The 16,476-nt window shown below is 64.4% G+C and carries 14 protein-coding genes and 2 pseudogenes; 6 read left to right on the plus strand and 10 right to left on the minus strand.

Annotated features, from left to right (window positions below):
• Positions 1-36: 36 nt before the first annotated feature.
• The 4 genes from ACWF82_RS06495 to ACWF82_RS06510 form a co-directional block, all read right to left on the minus strand.
• A complete protein-coding gene (locus ACWF82_RS06495; RefSeq protein WP_452498652.1) occupies positions 37-1,503 on the minus strand; it encodes a cytochrome b5 domain-containing protein in 1,467 nt (488 codons plus the stop codon).
• A gap of 253 nt (positions 1,504-1,756) precedes the next feature.
• Positions 1,757-2,560: an LppX_LprAFG lipoprotein gene (locus tag ACWF82_RS06500; protein WP_452498615.1), complete on the minus strand. Its 804-nt coding sequence runs from the start codon at positions 2,558-2,560 to the stop codon at positions 1,757-1,759.
• A gap of 209 nt (positions 2,561-2,769) precedes the next feature.
• Positions 2,770-3,669, minus strand: coding sequence for a helix-turn-helix transcriptional regulator (locus ACWF82_RS06505; RefSeq protein ID WP_452498618.1), 900 nt, complete (start codon positions 3,667-3,669; stop codon positions 2,770-2,772).
• A 225-nt stretch (positions 3,670-3,894) separates the two neighbouring features.
• The gene (locus tag ACWF82_RS06510) at positions 3,895-5,349 is read right to left on the minus strand and encodes a flavin-containing monooxygenase (protein ID WP_452498620.1); all 1,455 of its coding nucleotides are present in this window, start codon (positions 5,347-5,349) and stop codon (positions 3,895-3,897) included.
• A 228-nt stretch (positions 5,350-5,577) separates the two neighbouring features.
• Here ACWF82_RS06510 and ACWF82_RS06515 point away from each other — a divergent pair.
• A pseudogene (locus tag ACWF82_RS06515) lies at positions 5,578-5,984 on the plus strand (transposase); the annotation flags it as partial.
• A 159-nt stretch (positions 5,985-6,143) separates the two neighbouring features.
• Entirely contained in the window at positions 6,144-6,578 is a 435-nt protein-coding gene (locus tag ACWF82_RS06520; protein WP_452498622.1) for a hypothetical protein, read from the plus strand.
• Between the two features lie 426 nt (positions 6,579-7,004).
• Here ACWF82_RS06520 and ACWF82_RS06525 read toward each other — a convergent pair.
• Positions 7,005-7,400 (minus strand): annotated as a pseudogene (locus ACWF82_RS06525) (transposase); the annotation flags it as partial.
• Positions 7,401-7,411: 11 nt separating this feature from the next.
• Between ACWF82_RS06525 and ACWF82_RS06530 the strand changes: the two are divergent.
• Together ACWF82_RS06530 and ACWF82_RS06535 are read left to right on the plus strand one after the other, a co-directional pair.
• Positions 7,412-7,576 (plus strand): hypothetical protein, encoded by a 165-nt coding sequence (locus tag ACWF82_RS06530; RefSeq protein WP_452498624.1) that lies wholly within the window; start codon positions 7,412-7,414, stop codon positions 7,574-7,576.
• Positions 7,577-7,925: 349 nt separating this feature from the next.
• Positions 7,926-8,924 (plus strand): hypothetical protein, encoded by a 999-nt coding sequence (locus ACWF82_RS06535; RefSeq protein ID WP_452498625.1) that lies wholly within the window; start codon positions 7,926-7,928, stop codon positions 8,922-8,924.
• A 150-nt stretch (positions 8,925-9,074) separates the two neighbouring features.
• Here ACWF82_RS06535 and ACWF82_RS06540 read toward each other — a convergent pair whose 3' ends face one another.
• Complete coding sequence (locus ACWF82_RS06540) at positions 9,075-9,866, minus strand: enoyl-CoA hydratase-related protein (RefSeq protein ID WP_452498627.1); 792 nt, start codon at positions 9,864-9,866, stop codon at positions 9,075-9,077.
• Positions 9,867-10,378: 512 nt separating this feature from the next.
• Between ACWF82_RS06540 and ACWF82_RS06545 the strand changes: the two genes are divergently transcribed.
• On the plus strand, positions 10,379-10,942 hold the full coding sequence (locus ACWF82_RS06545; RefSeq protein WP_452498629.1) for a PadR family transcriptional regulator: 564 nt from the start codon (positions 10,379-10,381) through the stop codon (positions 10,940-10,942).
• Here the strand turns inward: ACWF82_RS06545 and ACWF82_RS06550 are convergent.
• From ACWF82_RS06550 to ACWF82_RS06565, 4 genes are all read right to left on the minus strand, one after another.
• On the minus strand, positions 10,899-11,570 hold the full coding sequence (locus ACWF82_RS06550; RefSeq protein WP_452498631.1) for a TetR/AcrR family transcriptional regulator: 672 nt from the start codon (positions 11,568-11,570) through the stop codon (positions 10,899-10,901). The two genes, ACWF82_RS06545 and ACWF82_RS06550, sit on opposite strands and share 44 nt — an antisense overlap.
• 203 nt (positions 11,571-11,773) lie before the next feature.
• Entirely contained in the window at positions 11,774-12,916 is a 1,143-nt protein-coding gene (locus ACWF82_RS06555; protein ID WP_452498633.1) for an acyl-CoA dehydrogenase family protein, read from the minus strand.
• An 89-nt stretch (positions 12,917-13,005) separates the two neighbouring features.
• On the minus strand, positions 13,006-13,818 hold the full coding sequence (locus ACWF82_RS06560) for an SDR family oxidoreductase (RefSeq protein ID WP_452498634.1): 813 nt from the start codon (positions 13,816-13,818) through the stop codon (positions 13,006-13,008).
• A 934-nt stretch (positions 13,819-14,752) separates the two neighbouring features.
• A complete protein-coding gene (locus ACWF82_RS06565) occupies positions 14,753-15,334 on the minus strand; it encodes a CGNR zinc finger domain-containing protein (RefSeq protein ID WP_452498636.1) in 582 nt (193 codons plus the stop codon).
• Positions 15,335-15,435: 101 nt separating this feature from the next.
• Between ACWF82_RS06565 and ACWF82_RS06570 the strand changes: the two genes are divergently transcribed.
• The gene (locus ACWF82_RS06570; RefSeq protein WP_452498638.1) at positions 15,436-16,299 is read left to right on the plus strand and encodes an SDR family NAD(P)-dependent oxidoreductase; all 864 of its coding nucleotides are present in this window, start codon (positions 15,436-15,438) and stop codon (positions 16,297-16,299) included.
• The last annotated feature ends 177 nt before the right edge of the window (positions 16,300-16,476 follow it).

Genomic DNA, 16,476 nt, shown 5'->3' on the forward strand with positions numbered 1-16,476 from the left:
CTTTCGAAACAGATACACGTGGCAACGGAAGGCGGGTCAGACGGTTCCGATGCCGGTGAAGCCCTGCACCGTGTAGGTCACACAGGTCTTCAGCGCTGTGGGTGCGCAGTGTTCGCGCACGAATCCCCACCGGTTCTCCTCGGCGTCACGCGACGGCGCGAGCAGGTAGGTCCGGCACAGCTTGGGGAAACGATCTCCGAAGAAACTCTTCGCGGGCAGCCACTCCACGCCGAACTTCGCGGCCTCCTCGCGCACCACGTCCTCGGACGCGATATTGGCGAAACCGCTGCGCTGGAACGGAAGTACGTGATGCACCCGGTGCGAGCTCAGACCGGCGGAGAGGAAGCAGTCGACGTACTTGTTGCCGACCACGGTCAGGTCGTAGGCCTGCTCGAGCTGGTTGACCGCCCAGTCCTCGGTCTCGGTGTGCAGTTCCTCGGTCGGCACCTCGAAGTCGTGGCTGGCCACGACCATGAAGGTGCTGATCCACAGCGTGATCACGAATTGCAGTGCCCAGGCCCAGAAGTCGCCCGCGACGGTGAAGACGACGAACTCGGCCACCAGCAGGAACCGGACGCCGAAGGACCCGATGAAGTGCGGCAGCGCCCCACCCCAGGTGCCGTACATGTCCTTGATGCCCACCTTGCGGGTGAGCCGGCAGACGTCGAGCAGCCGAATGATCATGCCGGTCAACAGATGTCCGAACTTGTGCACCGTGTGCACCGGCACCCGGTACAGGCGCGGCACCTGCATCATCATCGTGAAGACGTTCTTCTTGATGTCGACTTCGCTCTGGGTGTGCGGGTGGTGCAGCAGCGCGTGGCCGTCGGCGGTGACGAAAGACAGTGCGACATAGTTCATGTCGAACGCGTTCACCGCGTACTTGTTGAGCCCCTTCTGCGCCCGGTGGATGGCGTAGTGGCCGAAGCCCGCCAGCGAGCTGCGCAGCAGCACCATCGCGATCACGAAGACCGGCAACGGCATCCAGCTGGTGTCCCACAGGCGCAGGCCCTGCACCGCGAAGTACAGGAAGATCAGCACCGCCACGACGATGTCGAACGCGCGATCCATCCGCTTGAGCCGGGCCGCCAGCTCGGGTTCCTTGATCCGGGCCTTGACCTTGTGCAGGAGGTCGTTCTTGTTGTCGAACTTGTACTTCGGGGTGTCGTCCCAGCTGTTGAAGCCTTCCTTGAACAGGAAGTCGGGCGCGTTGTTCTTCGGGTGGATGTCTTCGGGAGTGGCATCGCGACCGAGGCTGTAACGCTCGATCATCCGCGCGATTTTTTCCGGATCACGGTGGTAGGAACCGATGATCGAGGTGATGTCACGGTTCTTCGTGCGGCCGATGAAGAATTCACCGCCTGGATGCTTGGAGATCCACTCACTCAGGTCGTAGGCTCTGCCGTTATAAACCCATACGTTGTTGACGGGAGGCCGACCCCCAGGGCCGGGCGGTGGCGGGAGCTCGCGCTCCTCTTCATCAGGTCGATCATCGATCGTCATTTGTTCTTCCTCCGTGTCGATCGGCGTGCGATGCGTGTTGCCTGCCGACCAGCGTCCCGACACGTATAGTCCTTGTGGCGCCTTGCATCTCGCTGAACATTCTCTTATTGGTTGTGCGTGCGTGCGTTCGGAGCTCGAGTTGCCGCAGGCGACACCCAGACGACACACCGGCCCGGGGCTGCGGACGGCACTGCGTGCCAGGTTCCGCGGTCCCCGGACCGGTGTGGGTTTGAACCGGTTGAACCGGCTCGGATCAGCCGGCGGGCTTGACGATGTTGACCGGCTTGGCCCAGTTGGACAGGCCGACGGTGACCTCGCCCTGATCCTTCTTCACCACGGCGCGAACAAGATTCGGGCCATCACCGGTGGACGCGGCGTCCGACGGCTTGGTCGAGTCGGAGGCAGGCGGGGCGGTGTCCTGGATCCACAGGGTGATCGGCATGGTGCCCGCGTTCTCACCGACGCGCGGCACGATCGGGTCGATCACGGCGGCGTCGATGGTGCCGGTGATCTTGACGGTGTTGATGCCGTCGATGACCTCACGGCCCTCCGCCTTGGCGTTCTGGACGTTGGCGATCACGTTGGCGATGCCCTTGTCCTTGTCCAGGATGACGCCCGGATCGTAGACCTTCTCGGCCGGGCCCGCCGGCACGTAGCGGCCGCCGGTCTGGGTGTAGAGAACCTTGTCCACCACAAGGAACTTCGCCTCGGTGAACTGGGACTCCGGCGTGAGCTTGACCTTCGCCTCACCCATCGCGGCGCCCGAGCCCTGGGTCTCGTTGGTGACGTCCGCCGAGACGGTCTCCACCGGCAGGTTCGGCAGGTTCTTCACGTTGATGTTCAGGTGCACCGTGCGCAGGGTCTGCGTGGTCTTCGCCGACTCCTTCACGAGCTGCGCACCATCGGGCAGCTGGCCGGTCGGCGGCGCCGTCGTGGTGGCGGCGTCATCCTTGGAGCAACCGGTCACGAGGGCGGCGCAGACAGCGGCGACCGCGACGATCGAAGTGATGCCGGAGCGCCGCGAGAAGCGGCTCCGGGGGGTGGGGTGCGGTGTCATGTCGATCAAGTTTCATCCCCTGGAGATGTCGTGTATGGCGTTGGTGAGGCAGCCGAAGCTGCCGGTGCCTGCGACATACTAAACAGACCATCGGACATCTCGCGCTCCCCCGACGGCGATAGTACCCGAGGTTCGCAGATTGCGGATTGCAAGCGCGTGGTGGAGTTTCCAGCACTGAAGCGACCCGGGAAGTCGGCCGTCGCCGCAGGTCAGCCGAGCGCGTGCGAGCGCGCGACATGCTCATCCACCGGCGCCAGCCGCTCTTCGTCGGTCATCGCGAGCAATCTCGACATCGTCTCCGTCGCCGCCGCGTCCACCGGGGTGAAGATCTGCATCCAGGCGCCCTCGACCACCGGCAGCGACATACTCGTCATGTGCATCGCGAGCGTGCCGACGGCCAGGTGCTGGATCACCTTGACCACGTTCACCGGGACCGCGACATCGTTGCATGCCCACAGATCGGCGAATTCCGCGCTCGCCCCGCACAGCTCCTCGACCAGGGCAACCCACTCCGGGTGGTCGAGGTGCTTGACGTAGGCTCCGCGCAGGTAGGCGACCATGCGACGCAGGTCGTGCACGTTGTGCCGGTACGGGTTGCAGCACTCCGGGGTCAGGAACACGTGGCGCAGGATGTTCTGCTCGCCGTCGCCGCAGCGGGGAAACAACGCGCGATAGGCGTCGTTGTGAGCCAGCACATCGTATTTCGCGCTGAGCAGCACCGCCGGCAGCGGCGAGAGCTGATCGAGGATCACCGGCAGACCGGGCGGCAACGCCGACTGCATCACCGAACTCGGCACGGACGGCACATCGGCGAGCCGGTAGAGGTGCGCCTTCTCGACCGGGTCAAGGCACAGCGTCCGTGCGACGGCATCGAGCACCTGGACACTGGCATTGATCGGCCTGCCCTGCTCGAGCCACGTGTACCAGGTGACTCCTATGCCTGAAAGTTGGGCGACTTCCTCGCGCCGCAGACCCGGTGTGCGCCTGCGCGGCCCCGGCGGCAGCCCGACATCCCCTGGCGCGATCTTGGCCCGGCGCGACTTCAGGAACGCGCCGAGCTGCGCCCTGCGCTCGGTGCGCACCGAGCGCATGTCGACCACTTCACTCATCGGTCCATCGTCGCCGAACCCGGTCCCGGTATCCAGGTGGTGCCGATACCCGTTTCGGTGCTGGCGCTTACGTCGCTCCAGCCACTCGTCGAGGTCGGACCCGCGGGTCCCCGCACACCTACATCGCATCGCGCCGCCGCCAGACGTGAGCCGCAGAGGTGCGATACCCGGGGTTCAGCGGGGATTCTCCTGTCCGTCAGCCGCGGCGCGCGGTCGGCGCGGGCCTCATTCGGAGAACGCCACCACACCGTCGTCGATCCGGCTGTGCCGCAGCGCCTTCTTGTCGAAGTACCAGTTGTGTTTCAACCGCCACGGGTCGCGGTCACCGGCGACGGGTAGTTTGCCTGCCGCGCGCTGCAGGTAGCCCGAGGTGAGGTCGAGCAACGGCTTCGGCTCGAGACCCTCCGCCAGCCGCGGGACGACAACCTTCAGGTTGTGCTGGTCCATGTAGTCGAGCAATCGCGTGACGTACTCACAGACCAGATCCGCCTTCAGAGTCCAGGAAGCATTGGAATAGCCGATGACAAAGGCGAAGTTCGGGACATCGCTGAGCATCATCGCCTTGTAGGTGAACGTATTGCCCAGTTCGATCCGCTCACCGTCGACGTAGAACTCGGCCTTACCCATCGGGACCACCTCGAGACCGGTGGCGGTCACTACGATGTCGGCCTCGAGCTCGCGGCCCGAAATGAGCGCGACGCCATTCGTGGTGAACCGCTCGATGATGTCGGTGACGATGTCGACCTTGTGGCTGTGGATCGCTTTGAACAAGTCGGCTCCGGGCACCACACACAGCCGCTGATCCCACGGATCATACGGTGGGCGCAAGTGTTTGGCGTAGTCGAAACCGTCAGGTAGGTGGACCCTCGCCCACCGTTCCAACAAGGCTCTGGCCGTCTTGGGGCTACGGCGACAGAACTCGTAGAAACCGATTGTCACGGCGGCATAGCGTGCGTGGATCACCTTGGCAGCCAGCTTGCCGGGCAGGATCTTGTTCAGCACCTGGGCAAATGGATCCTTTCGAGGCTGGCTCACGATATAGGTGGGCGTCCGCTGCAACATGGTGATGTGTGCAGTCTCGCGGGCCATCGATGGGATGAGCGTGACCGCGGTAGCGCCCGAACCGATCACGACCACCCGCTTACCGGTGTAGTCCAGATCCTTCGGCCAGTGTTGCGGATGGACCAGTGTGCCGCGGTAGGCGTCCAGGCCCGGCCAGTCGGGTGTGTAGCCATGGTCGTAGTCGTAATAGCCACTCGTGGAGAACAGAAAGTCGCAGGTGAGCGTCGACGTTTCACCGGTATCGACGTGTTCGATCGCCACCGTCCAGCACTTCTCGTCTGTGGACCAGGAGAATCTGGTAGCTCGGTGGTGGTATCGGATCCGCTGATCCACGCCGTACTCCGCTGCCGTCTCACGCAGATAGCACAGGATGTCAGCGCCGTCCACGATGGCGTTTTCCCCGTCCCACGGCCTGAATCCGAAACCGAGGGTGTACATGTCGGAGTCCGACCTGATACCCGGATATCGGAACAGACTCCAGGTCCCGCCCAATTCTCCTCGCTGTTCCAGCACCGCATAGCTCTTCGCCGGAAAGGCACGGCTGACGTGGACAGCAGCATCTATTCCCGACAGTCCAGCGCCCACGATCAAAACATTCAGGTGGGTGGCCTCGCTCATACGCGCTCCTAGATGCCGTCGCGAAATACACAGTATTCACCGGGTGCGCGGCGACGGAAGGTTCTCGAAAAGCGCTTTCGAGCAGCCGACGGAGCTCACGCGCACAATGTGAATTGCGTCTATCCTAGCCGTATGAGGCCATGACGTCGGTGACGCCGATGCGGAGGCGGATGGCTGCGTCCTTGACAGTAGCCGCGTGTCAACAGCACGCCAATCCGGACCATTTGACGGCCGTGGAACTACCGGTACTCCATCAACCACCAGGTCGATATCGACGCCGACACCGAACTCGTCGTCGCGCTCGGGCGGCCGTTGCGGGGTACACCGCGACCACTGCCGGGCCGGGAAAGAGTCCGGTGCCGCCCACACCTGCCGCAACGCGGTGGTGATCGCCGACGGCGGTTACCAGGGCACCGATCTGATCATCCCGCACCGCCGGGTACCCGGTGTCGAGCTACCGGGCTGGAAACAGGACCACAAGAAGTCCCACCGCAAGGTCCGTGCCCGCGTCGAACATGCCTTCACCCGGATGGAAGACCTGGAAGATCCTGCGGGACTGCCGCTTACGTGGCGATGGGGTGGCTGTCGCGATGGCGGGCGTGGCCACCCTGACCAACCTCGCCCACGCCCAGTGACCCCGGCCGGGAAGCGGCCGACGTCACCGTCCTGGACTTACGGGGACAACAGGAGCTCGGCATAGTCTGCGACCGACTGCGCCGCTTCGCCTCGAGGTTGTCACGCCGACGGTATCGTTGACCTGATCTGACGTCCGTCCCAACTCGGCAGGGGTTCCGATGATTTCGGCCAGAATTTCGGCTTTCTCCGCTGGCGGCGCCCTTGCGTCGGCCACCCTTCTCGCCCTGACGGCGGCGCCCGCGTCCGCCGCGTCGGGCGGCGAATTCGAGACGATCTACTCGCTGACCAACGGCGCGTGTATCGCCGTGGTCGATTCGTCGGTGCATGGCCCGGGATACCCGGACTCGGCCGCGTTCACCGTCAGTACCAACATGACTGGCGTCGGCTCTTGCAGCCTGAAGGTCACCCTGCACTGGAAGAATCTCACCACCAGTGAAACCGGCATCCGCGTTGTCCATGCCATCGGTCCCGGCGCCTGGATGAGCGACCCCAAGTCGTCCATCTTCCAGCCGGGTCACGGACAGTTCATCGCCACCGTCACTGTCGATGCCATCCACCTCGGCGAGTCCGGACAGGTCGAGTTCTCCGTCTGAGCCGATGCCGAACCGCTCGAGCGTCGCCACGCTGGGGGCGCAACGGCGGTGAGCCGGGCTGCGGGAATCGGCCGCAGCCCGGGGATGAGGTGCCCTGCTCGTGCAGGCCGCGATCCGCCTATTCAGGGGGACGGCGGTCCGGTCAGGCTGGTCGGTGTTCGGGCGAAGAATCCCAGTGGCCGGCGATCAGGCTGAAGCTCGGGATGTCCTCCAGCGAGTGAACGACACGACACCGGCCTGGTTGTTGTAGTGCAGCGGCTTGTCATGGCCTGGGCACCGTAGCGCGCGGAGACGTCCTCGGCGGGGCAGTCCGCGTCGGTCCACCCCGACAGTGCGACCTCGGTGTGAGTTTCCCCTGCTTATCCGGAGAGTGACCTGCCTACCGGTTGGGTTCCAGTCGCGGTGGCCAGCTGACAGCGCGGATGGTGTCTTCCACTTCTGGCGGTTCAGCAGCTCGATTTGCATTGAGCCCCAGAAACTTTCCAATTATCGCGTTGTCCAGGCCGTCGCCGACAGTGCCGAACGGAGGGCACCCAAGCCCGCGGAGCGGATCTTCTCACCGAAGACCCAGGAGGTGGACTGGGTGCGTGGTCGGCGTGCACGATCGCGGCGGGCTCAGGACTCCGGTTGCGGATGGCCATGTCAAGAGCGTTGACCACCAGGGTCGAGTCCTGCGTGGAGTCGATGGACCAGCCCACGATCCGCCGGCTGAACGCGTCCATGACCGCAGCGCAGTAGACCCATCCCTCTCTGTGCGGTGTTACGTTATGTCGGTGACCCACAACTCATTTGGTCGCAGCGGTGAAACTTGCGTTTGACCGTTTGATCGTCAGGTGGGCGTCCACGAGCGAGCCGCGATCACCCACCCAATACTCGAGCAGCTGATCGTCCATGGCGTCGGCCACGCGAACGGGCACGGGCACGCCGACGTAGCGGCTGGCGGACAGGTGCAGGTTTATAGATTCTTCCTGATCCTCGGCGTCCAGGAACTGCGCTGATACTGCAACTGCACTCAGGTGATCCGGTGCTGGTAGATCCGTCATGTGGCGTCGTCGGCCTGGCGCACGGGCAGCGGCGAATTCGACGGCGCGACCGAACTGCCCGGCCAGATCGGGGTGGTCGGGCACAAGGACTCGCCGGAACCGTCTCGCAGCAGGGGAACATGTCGGCCATGAACGAAAGCGAGACCAACACCGCTGGACCTGCGCCGCCATGTAGCTGTCAGCAGGGCCGCAGCTGCGTCATTGCAGCCCTGATGGTTTCGGCCGAAATCAAGATCAGCTTCTAGACTGGCCCGGTGCCGTCCAGGCGGCGGATTCGACAGAGATCCAGTTCGAGGGGGAAACGATGAGGCTTGCCCGCATAGCCACCATGGCGATACTGATGGTGATCGGCCTGGCCGGTTGCGCGACCCCGCCTCCCGCAGATCCTCAGCCCGCGGCCGCGCCGCAGTATCCGGACTTCCTCAGCCCGACGACCGCGTCCAAGCTGGCCTACCTGGACAGCCTCCGGACTCTCGACCCCTGCGGCTACCTCGACCCGGCTGCCCTCGACCGGATCGCGCGCCCTGCGTACATCGGCGCCGGCGGCGAATACAACTCCTGCACCGCCTCCTTCGGCACCGAAGTTGGATCCAAGCGCATCGCCAAAGTCGAATTCGACATGGGAACGATTCACCAACCGGGGTTCGGTACACCGGTCGATGTCAACGGAACAACCATCCAGGTCGCCAGAGCCGACCAGTTCTGCAGCGCCAATTTCCGGTTCGATAGTCACCAAGGAGCCGCGGTCCGGGTGTTCGTCGCCCCGCTCGCGCCCCCGGCTGACCTGTGTTCCGAGGCTATCGACATCGCCACCGCGTCGATTCCGCGGCTGGGAACACGGCCATTGCGCGCTGGTTCGGCCCACGAACACATCGACACCCGGCTGGCGCGACTCAACGCGTGCGAGGTGCTGCAAACGCTCGGCCAAGGCCGCCCCGACCTCGATGCGGGAGGGCTCAATCCCTGGGGGTGCTGGTTTCGGCTCGATCGCTTCGACGAGTCCACCCAGCAGCAGATCGCGTTCTTGCGCGCCTCCGACTCCCACCTGGGAAAAACGATCATTGGTGGAGAGCTGACCGAGATCGGCGGCTTCCCCGCCATGTATCTGGCGGGGACCGGCCGGTACTCGGCGAGCTGTGAGCTGATGGTCGGTGTCGATGCGAAACGACGAACCAAACTCGAGCGAATGACCGGTCCTGACATCGACATCGAGTTGATCCGGGTCAACACGACCGGCGGTGGCTGCGACAACGCCAAAGCCACTGCAACCGAGCTGGTCCGCCTGTACAAACTCCTCGTCTGACACCACGACGCAATGCCCAACTTTCCGAGGCGGAAGTCCGGGTGCGCCGGCAATGTGGTTAGCCGGACTTTCATCGGCCTCGGCGGCGCAACAGCGGCAGGTGCAGGGCGACGACCAACTCTGAACTGACGCTGTCCCCCGGCCGGTCTGTCAGTGTCCGAGGAAGTCGGGAATCTGTTTGGACAAGAACGCCTTCACGGCATTCTTGTGGTCACGGGTGGCACCGGTGTGCGTCATCTGCACTGCTTCGAAGTCCAGGGCTTCCTCGAATGTCGCGGTGGCGGCATAAGCGACAGACGCTTTGATGGAGGCGAACGCCCGAGTCGGGCCGGCCGACATCAGTGTCGCGATCGAGGAGACCGAAGCAGCGAACTCCTCGTCGGCGATCACTTGATGGACCAGGCCCAGCGCAAGGGCTTCTTTCGCATCGACCACCCGGGGCCGCAGCAGCAGGTCCAAGGCCGTCGCGTTACCCACTGCGCGTGGCAGGGTCCACGACATTCCCGTGTCACAGGACAGCCCGATTCCGGCGAAGGCAGTGGTGAATCGCGCAGCAGCGGTGGCGATGCGGAGATCCGCCGCCAGCGCCAGGGCCAGTCCGGCGCCGGCGGCGGTACCGTTGACCGCGGCGATGACAGGCTTGGGCATGGTCGCGATCATCCGGACGAGCGGATTGTAGTTTTCCCGCACCAGCTCACCCAGCGGCCTTTCTTCCTCTGCGGGCTGCTGCAGTTCACGCAGGTCCTGTCCGGCACAGAATGCCGACCCGGTTCCGGTGATCACCACCGCTCTCACGCCAGGGTCCGTGGATGCGGCCTGCAGTGCGGCACCCAGCTCGGTTCGGGTGGCGGTGTCGAGACTGTTCGCGTTCCCGGGTCGGTTGATGCGAATAGACGTCACAGCCGCATGGGACTGTACGTCGACAAGCGAGTTGCTGTTCATTCGAAATCGGGTCCTCTCCGATGATGGCCACGGTCGGTTCGGCCACCCATCGCCACAAACTTCTGGGGGGCGGTGCCGCCACTGGGCGATAGCGCTGCGCTACACACGCTGTGACCGTGGGTGACCCCACGCTAGGCCACACAAACACGATTATGCAAACAGTTGCACAATCCTGGGGTCCGTGGTCACATTACTGAGTCGACATGCCTACCGGTCCTCCCCACCGAGGCACCGCCGAAGTCCATGGCAGAGCACGACAACCCGGGTTTCGAAGGCATTCTGGAGGTTTGGCGATATATCCGCTCAGGGCCCGCACCGCGCAGTCCAGCAGCAGACCGATGGAGTGATGGCGGTCTTCGGTGCGCGAACATGGACCTTCCGAGAAGTCGCCGACCGAGTCGCGCGTATCGCAGGGCGATCGCGTGGGCATCTCGAGCTTGAACTCCGACTCTCACGCCGCCCCCGGCAAGCGGGGCGCCGAGCTGGCCATCGACGCCGACTAGCATCGTTGCATGGCACTACGGTTCGCAATTTTGACTGCGTTGGCCGAGCGGGAGGCGAGCGGTTTCGAGCTGGCCAAGCGCTTCGACCGTCTTTACGGGGCTTTCTGGGCGGCCTCGCACCAGCAGATCTACCGCGAGTTGGACCGCCTCAGCACTGCCGAGTTGATTTGTGAAGTTCCCCAGCCCGAGCGCGCCGAACGCGGGCAACCCAAGCGTTTCGCTATCACTGACGCAGGCAGGTCGAATCTGCGTGCCTGGGTGAGCGAGATCGACGAGCCCGTTCACCTGCGTGAGCCACTGATTGTGCGGGTCCGCGCTGCAGCGGCCGTCGGCGACCTGAGCGGTGTGCGAGCCGTGATCGCTCATCACCTGGAGGTGCACGAACGCCTCCAGTCCGAGTACGAGGCCATCGAAGGCCGCGACTTCGCCACCATCGACAACGATGCCGCTGCCCTCAGGCATCTGGTGCTGAAGGGAGGAATCGGCTTGGAACGCACCTGGGTGCAGTGGTGCCAGGAAGCGCTCGCCGTCATCGACGGAATGCTGGAGCACTCTGCCTCTGCGAGGGTCTGATCGAAGTGACTCCCGCGGTGTCCGTGCATGCCCGGAGAGCGTCACCTATGCCGTTCCAGCACAACATGTTGACCGTCTCGATCGCCTCTTCACGGGAGATCGGCCGCCCCGCATTCACCCAATCCTGAGCCCACCTGGGCACCAGTGCGAGAAGAGTCATTGCCAGCATCTGTGCCGCGGCCGAGGAACCCTCAGGCCCGATGGCCCGACCGATTGTGGCGGCACACGTACTCAACATACGACGGATGCGGAGTTCGACGGACGGCTCACCCGTGTCGTCTGGCCGGATTACCAGAATCGCGCGGCTGTCGGTATCGGTCAATTCGAACAGGGCTGTGACCAGCGCCTCGATCCGTTCACGCCTGCCTTCTGCCGAGTGCAGCGCAGTGTCGACTGTCTCTGCCAGCGCATCCATCGCACCTTGCAGCACCGTCAGGTACAGCTCGAGTTTTCCGGAGAACTCGGTATACAGCGTCGGCTTGGCTATGTTGCTTCCTCGCGCGAGATCGCTCATGCTCGTCGCCCGATAGCCGTTGGCCACGAAGATCTCCCCGGCTTGCTCAACAAGCTGTGATCGCCGGGTCGCGCGTGTGTATCTCCATACCTGCGGATCCCACGTTCCCGTCATCGCCGAACGCTCCCGGACATGAATCGGACGAGTATCGCGAGGTAGGGCGTGCAAAAATCGTCTGCAGTCATGGTTGTCTCAATTGTGGGTAGACCAGTTCACCGGTCCGGCGGGCTTGTGCAAGGACCACTCGAACCGGTGAACCGTCCCGGCGGCTGGTTGCCGCCAGGTTTGTGACGCGTGTAGACGCGACGGGTGAGAGCTCAGGCCAGCAGGGAGCGGCCGATGATCTCCTTCATGATCTCGGTGGCTCCGCCGTAAATGGTCTGGACACGGCCGTCGACGAAGGCCTTGGCCACCGGGTATTCGTTCATGTATCCATAGCCGCCGTGCAGCTGCAGGCAGCGATCGGCGACACGCTTCTGCAGTTCGGTCGCCCACCACTTGGCCATCGAAGCGTGGACCGCGTCGAGCTGACCTGCGGAATGCTCGACGATGCAGCGGTCGATGAATGCACGAGTGACCGCGCATTCGGTGGCCATCTCGGCAATCTCGAAGCGCACGTGCTGAAGTTTGGCCAGCGGGCGCCCGAAAGCTTCACGCTCCTTCACGTAGCCCTTGGTGATGTCGAGCAAATTCTCGGCCACCGCGATTCCTGCCGCAGCGATGTGCAGGCGCTCGGTGGCCAGGTTGGTCACCAGATGGAGGAACGCCCCATGGAGTTCGCCCAGCAGATTCTCCTTGGGCACCACGACATCGTTGAAGAACAGCTCGGCGGTGTCTTGCGCCTTCTGGCCGAGTTTGTCGAGGTTGCGTCCCCGTTCGAACCCTTCCATGCCCCGTTCGACGACGAGCAGGGACAGTCCCCGCGAACCGCCATCGGGGGTGGTCCTCGCGACGACGACGATCAGATCGGCGAGGTATCCGTTGGAGATGAACGTTTTGGAACCGTTGAGGATCCAGTGATCGCCGCGGTCTTCGGCGTGAGTTTTGATGCCCTGCAGGTCGGAGCCACCGCCGGGCTCGGTCATGGCGATAGCGCCGATCTTCTCGCCGCTGCAGAAGCCGGGAAGCCAGCGCTGCTTCTGCTCTTCGGTGCTCAGGCCGATGAGGTACGAGCCGACCATGTCATTGTGCAGGCCCAGCGCAAGCCCTGGCACGCCCGCCGACGACAGTTCCTCCGCGATGATGGCGCTGTACCGAAAGTCGGTTGTCCCGCCACCGCCGTATTCTTCCGGCGCCGACAGGCCAAGCAAACCATGTCGTCCCGCGGCGAGCCACACCTCGCGGGAAACCACGCCGTCCTTTTCCCACTGCGGATAATGCGGCAGAACTTCCTTGGCGAGGAACGTGCGCACGAGGTCGCGAAAATCATTGTGTTCGGTGTCGAAGATGAGCCGTTTCATGTCAATCCTGGAGTCGAGGAGCACAACTGGGTACCGCAAAACTGCCACCCGAGCAGGCTCGAGGCGGAAGATGGTTGCGCAGGGACGATTCAGCGAGACGCGGTAGATGCGGCCAGAAAGCGGCCCGCTTCCTGAATCTGCAGAACGCTCTCTCCCGAACCGCCGCCATCGCACGGGATGATCGCTCCCGAGATATAGCGCGCGGCCGAGGAGGACAAGAACATCGCCAGCGCAGCGATATCGTCCTTCGTGCCCAGCCTGCCGAGTGGAACCGTCGTCACGGCGGTGCCGTCGTCGTCGTGGGGCGTCAGCCGGGCAATCCCCTCCGTGCCGGCGATCGGCCCCGGAGCGATTGCGTTGACCCGGATCCCTTTCGCCCCCCATTCCAAAGCCAGCACCCGGGTCAGTTGGTCGACGCCGGCCTTGGCCGCGCAGACATGGGCCTGGTAGCGAACCGGGATCCACGCCTGGGGAGCGGTGATGTTGATGACCGAGGCGCCGGGCGCGAGGAAGTCCAGGCCGGCGCGCATCACGTGGAAGGTGCCGTTGAGGTCGATATCGACGACCACCTTGAACCCGTTCGACGACAGCGCGGAGGCCTCGGCGAGGAAGTTTCCGGCTGCACCCGAAACCAGCACATCGATCGCGCCCCACTCGTCGCGGATCGTAACGAAAACGTCCTGTACGGCTTGCATGTCGCGCACATCGGCGACAAAGCCGCTGACCGGCACGCCGTAGGCGTTGAGCTTCTCGACTGCGGCCTCGACGTTCGCGGGTTTGCGGCTGACCACGGCGACCGCCGCACCGCGGGAAGCGAAGGCCTCGGCTATTCCGAAATTGATACCGGTGGTGCCGCCGAAGATGACGGCCGTCTTGCCGGTGAAATCGAACTGGATGTCCATGAAATCTCTCTATAAGTGTCGAACGGAAGCAGGTTGGAGAGCGTCACCGCCGGACGCGGGACGGCTGAAGGCTGCGATCAGAGCCTAGATCTCACCACCCCTTTGTGCAACAAGTTGCATAAAGAGTGTGACGTCGGTCACCGCAGCCTTTTTGGCGAGGTCGTCGCCCAGGCGAGCGATCGGCCATGCCCTACCCGGTGGGTGATCAGCTCAGGACGGGAGAGGAGCCCAGCATCCGGTTCATCGCGCGCTGTACGAATTGCCGCGAGCCCGGGTAACGACGGCCGAGAGATAGCGATTGATCATCTGCGCGCGCCCGGGCGATGCCGATGGCTGGCGGCTAAGAGCTGTGCGGAGCGGGTCTTCGGCGCAGCGGTGGACCCCGAAGACTGGTCACAGGCCGAGGTTCCCACGGGCGCTGCGCTGTAGTCGCCGCCGATCGTAGGACAGGGCGGTGGCGAGACTGGTCCTCAGACGCCGCCACGCCTCAACGCCGCCACGTCGATCTCTTGCATCAAGCCTGTGTCGGTCGGCGCCCGATCCGGACGCCCCAAACTCGTTGTAACCGTGAGGTGTTCGGCGACGTGCCCCAAGACTCGGCGGATCAGCGGCCGGGGAGCTGGCAGTGGTGGCACGCACCTGTGGATCGCCGCAGCGGCCGCGCGAATCGAGGCCGAACGGCCGTGCAAGGTGGTCGCCGAACCGCCGGAGACACAATCCACTCGATGCGCCGATACTCGCAATCCATGGACGCCGGGATCAGACCGCCGCGGTCACCGGATCGGATTTGGACCACACCATCGCCCGCATTACGTACCGCGCCGAAGGGCAAACCCGCCACCGGCGCAATCCGTTCCGGCTTCCTCGGCCACGACCCAATCGGTTCGGCGATGATCCGTGCCGCAGCGGTCGATGTTCCGGTGGACAGGGTGGTTCAGGAGCCGGCTTGCTTGCGGCGCTGCCGAAGAGCGCGCATCGACACCTGCGATCCGCATCCGGGGCTGCAGTAACGTGCCGCCCGGTTGCGGGTGCGATCGATGAAGCCGAAGTGGCACGGTGGATTGCAGCATGCTTTGATCCGCATCCAGTCGCCACGCTGCGCCGTCTCGGTCACCGCGGCGAGAACAGCACCCAAAGCGCCGGGGACACCGGCCGATCCGGCGAGGAGCCGCGCCGTTTCCGCGGTGACGACCGTTGTGAGCGGATAGCGAACACCGGCCTGCAGCAGATACCGTTCCGCCTCGGCGACCCGGGCGTCACCGATATCTGGATCACCCGCGTGTGTCAGCAGCACCGTGACCAGTGCGTCGCGAAGCTCACGCGCCGCCGCCGCGTCGGAGTCGGTCACCACGATGGCGGCGTCGAGCAGGCCCTGCTCGATCGCCCAGTCCGCGAATCCCGAAGCCGTGCCGAAGACCTCGACGCGCCCCGCGCCGTCGGCTCTGGTGTTGACGAACTGCACCACCAGAGCAGCGGCATCGTCGCTCCACTTCGGCGCCTCCTGTGTAGCCTCCACTCCTCCACGATACCAACACGACAAGCAGCTAACCCGGTTGATCACAACACATGCACTGAAACCACTTGAAATGTTGTGAGCTAATCGCTTACGCTCGCAACATGACAAATGCAAGAAACACCCCGCCGATCTGGTTCATCACCGGCGCCTCCTCAGGTATCGGACGCGAGCTCGCAGTTCAGGCGCTAGCGGCCGGAGAAGCTGTGGTCGCCGTGGCACGACGCACCGAAACCCTTGGTGCACTGGGAGAACACGACCGACTGCTCGCGGTCGAGGCAGACGTGCGCGACGAGGTAGCCGTCGCGAAGGCGGTCGAGCAGAGCGTGGCTCGCTTCGGCCGCATCGACATCGTCGCCAACCTTGCCGGCTACGGACTCTTCGGGGCGGTCGAGGAAGCAGCCGACGGGCAGGCACGGGCAATCTTCGATACCAACGTCTTCGGCGTACTCAACGTGCTGCGCGCGACACTGCCGGTGCTGCGGGCCCAGCGGTCCGGGCACATCCTGCAGGGCTCGTCCTACTACGGCCAGACCGCAGATCCCGGCGTCGGGCTGCTCGCAGCCACCAAGTATGCCGTCGAAGGACTCTCCGACGCGCTCGCAGCCGAAGTGGCGCCACTCGGGATCCACACGACTCTCGTCGAGCCCGGCCTCACCGCAACGCCTTTCCTGTCCAACCTCGACACGGCTACCGCAACCCACGCCGACTACGACCAGACGGTGCGCGCCCTACTGCAGGCGATCCAAGCACTGCCGGCATCGGCGTTCTCCGGCGTCGATCGCGTGGCCGCCGGCATCCGCACAGCCGTGGCCCATGACAACCCACCCCGCCGCCTCGCCCTGGGCATCGCCGGCGCCGACAGTATGCGCACCGCGCTCACCGCACGCCTCGCCGAACTCGACGAATGGGCCACCGTCACCAACCTGGTCGACGCCGCGCCCAGCGCTCACGTCCACACCGGATAGACAACTTCCGCAGCGGCTCGCACCGCTGTTGCAAGGACGTGGGCTCAGCGTCAGACCGACAGGCGAAACCCCCTCCGACCTAGGCGGATTCTAGGAGTCGTCGCAACACTCGTGGTGGTGTTTAGGCCGCGAGTAGCTTAGCCAAGCGCTCGGCTGGGGTATCCCAGTCGAGCGTTT

It is taken from the genome of Nocardia sp. NPDC055053 (genome assembly GCF_053608285.1).

What these genes read in the sequence shown, in the direction of transcription:
- ACWF82_RS06495 (WP_452498652.1), bottom strand. Translation starts at nt 1,503, where the DNA reads ATGACGATCGATGATCGACCTGATGAAGAGGAGCGCGAGCTCCCGCCA.
- ACWF82_RS06500 (WP_452498615.1), bottom strand. Translation starts at nt 2,560, where the DNA reads ATGACACCGCACCCCACCCCCCGGAGCCGCTTCTCGCGGCGCTCCGGC.
- ACWF82_RS06505 (WP_452498618.1), bottom strand. Translation starts at nt 3,669, where the DNA reads ATGAGTGAAGTGGTCGACATGCGCTCGGTGCGCACCGAGCGCAGGGCG.
- ACWF82_RS06510 (WP_452498620.1), bottom strand. Translation starts at nt 5,349, where the DNA reads ATGAGCGAGGCCACCCACCTGAATGTTTTGATCGTGGGCGCTGGACTG.
- ACWF82_RS06520 (WP_452498622.1), top strand. Translation starts at nt 6,144, where the DNA reads ATGATTTCGGCCAGAATTTCGGCTTTCTCCGCTGGCGGCGCCCTTGCG.
- ACWF82_RS06535 (WP_452498625.1), top strand. Translation starts at nt 7,926, where the DNA reads ATGAGGCTTGCCCGCATAGCCACCATGGCGATACTGATGGTGATCGGC.
- ACWF82_RS06540 (WP_452498627.1), bottom strand. Translation starts at nt 9,866, where the DNA reads ATGAACAGCAACTCGCTTGTCGACGTACAGTCCCATGCGGCTGTGACG.
- ACWF82_RS06545 (WP_452498629.1), top strand. Translation starts at nt 10,379, where the DNA reads ATGGCACTACGGTTCGCAATTTTGACTGCGTTGGCCGAGCGGGAGGCG.
- ACWF82_RS06550 (WP_452498631.1), bottom strand. Translation starts at nt 11,570, where the DNA reads ATGACGGGAACGTGGGATCCGCAGGTATGGAGATACACACGCGCGACC.
- ACWF82_RS06555 (WP_452498633.1), bottom strand. Translation starts at nt 12,916, where the DNA reads ATGAAACGGCTCATCTTCGACACCGAACACAATGATTTTCGCGACCTC.
- ACWF82_RS06560 (WP_452498634.1), bottom strand. Translation starts at nt 13,818, where the DNA reads ATGGACATCCAGTTCGATTTCACCGGCAAGACGGCCGTCATCTTCGGC.
- ACWF82_RS06570 (WP_452498638.1), top strand. Translation starts at nt 15,436, where the DNA reads ATGACAAATGCAAGAAACACCCCGCCGATCTGGTTCATCACCGGCGCC.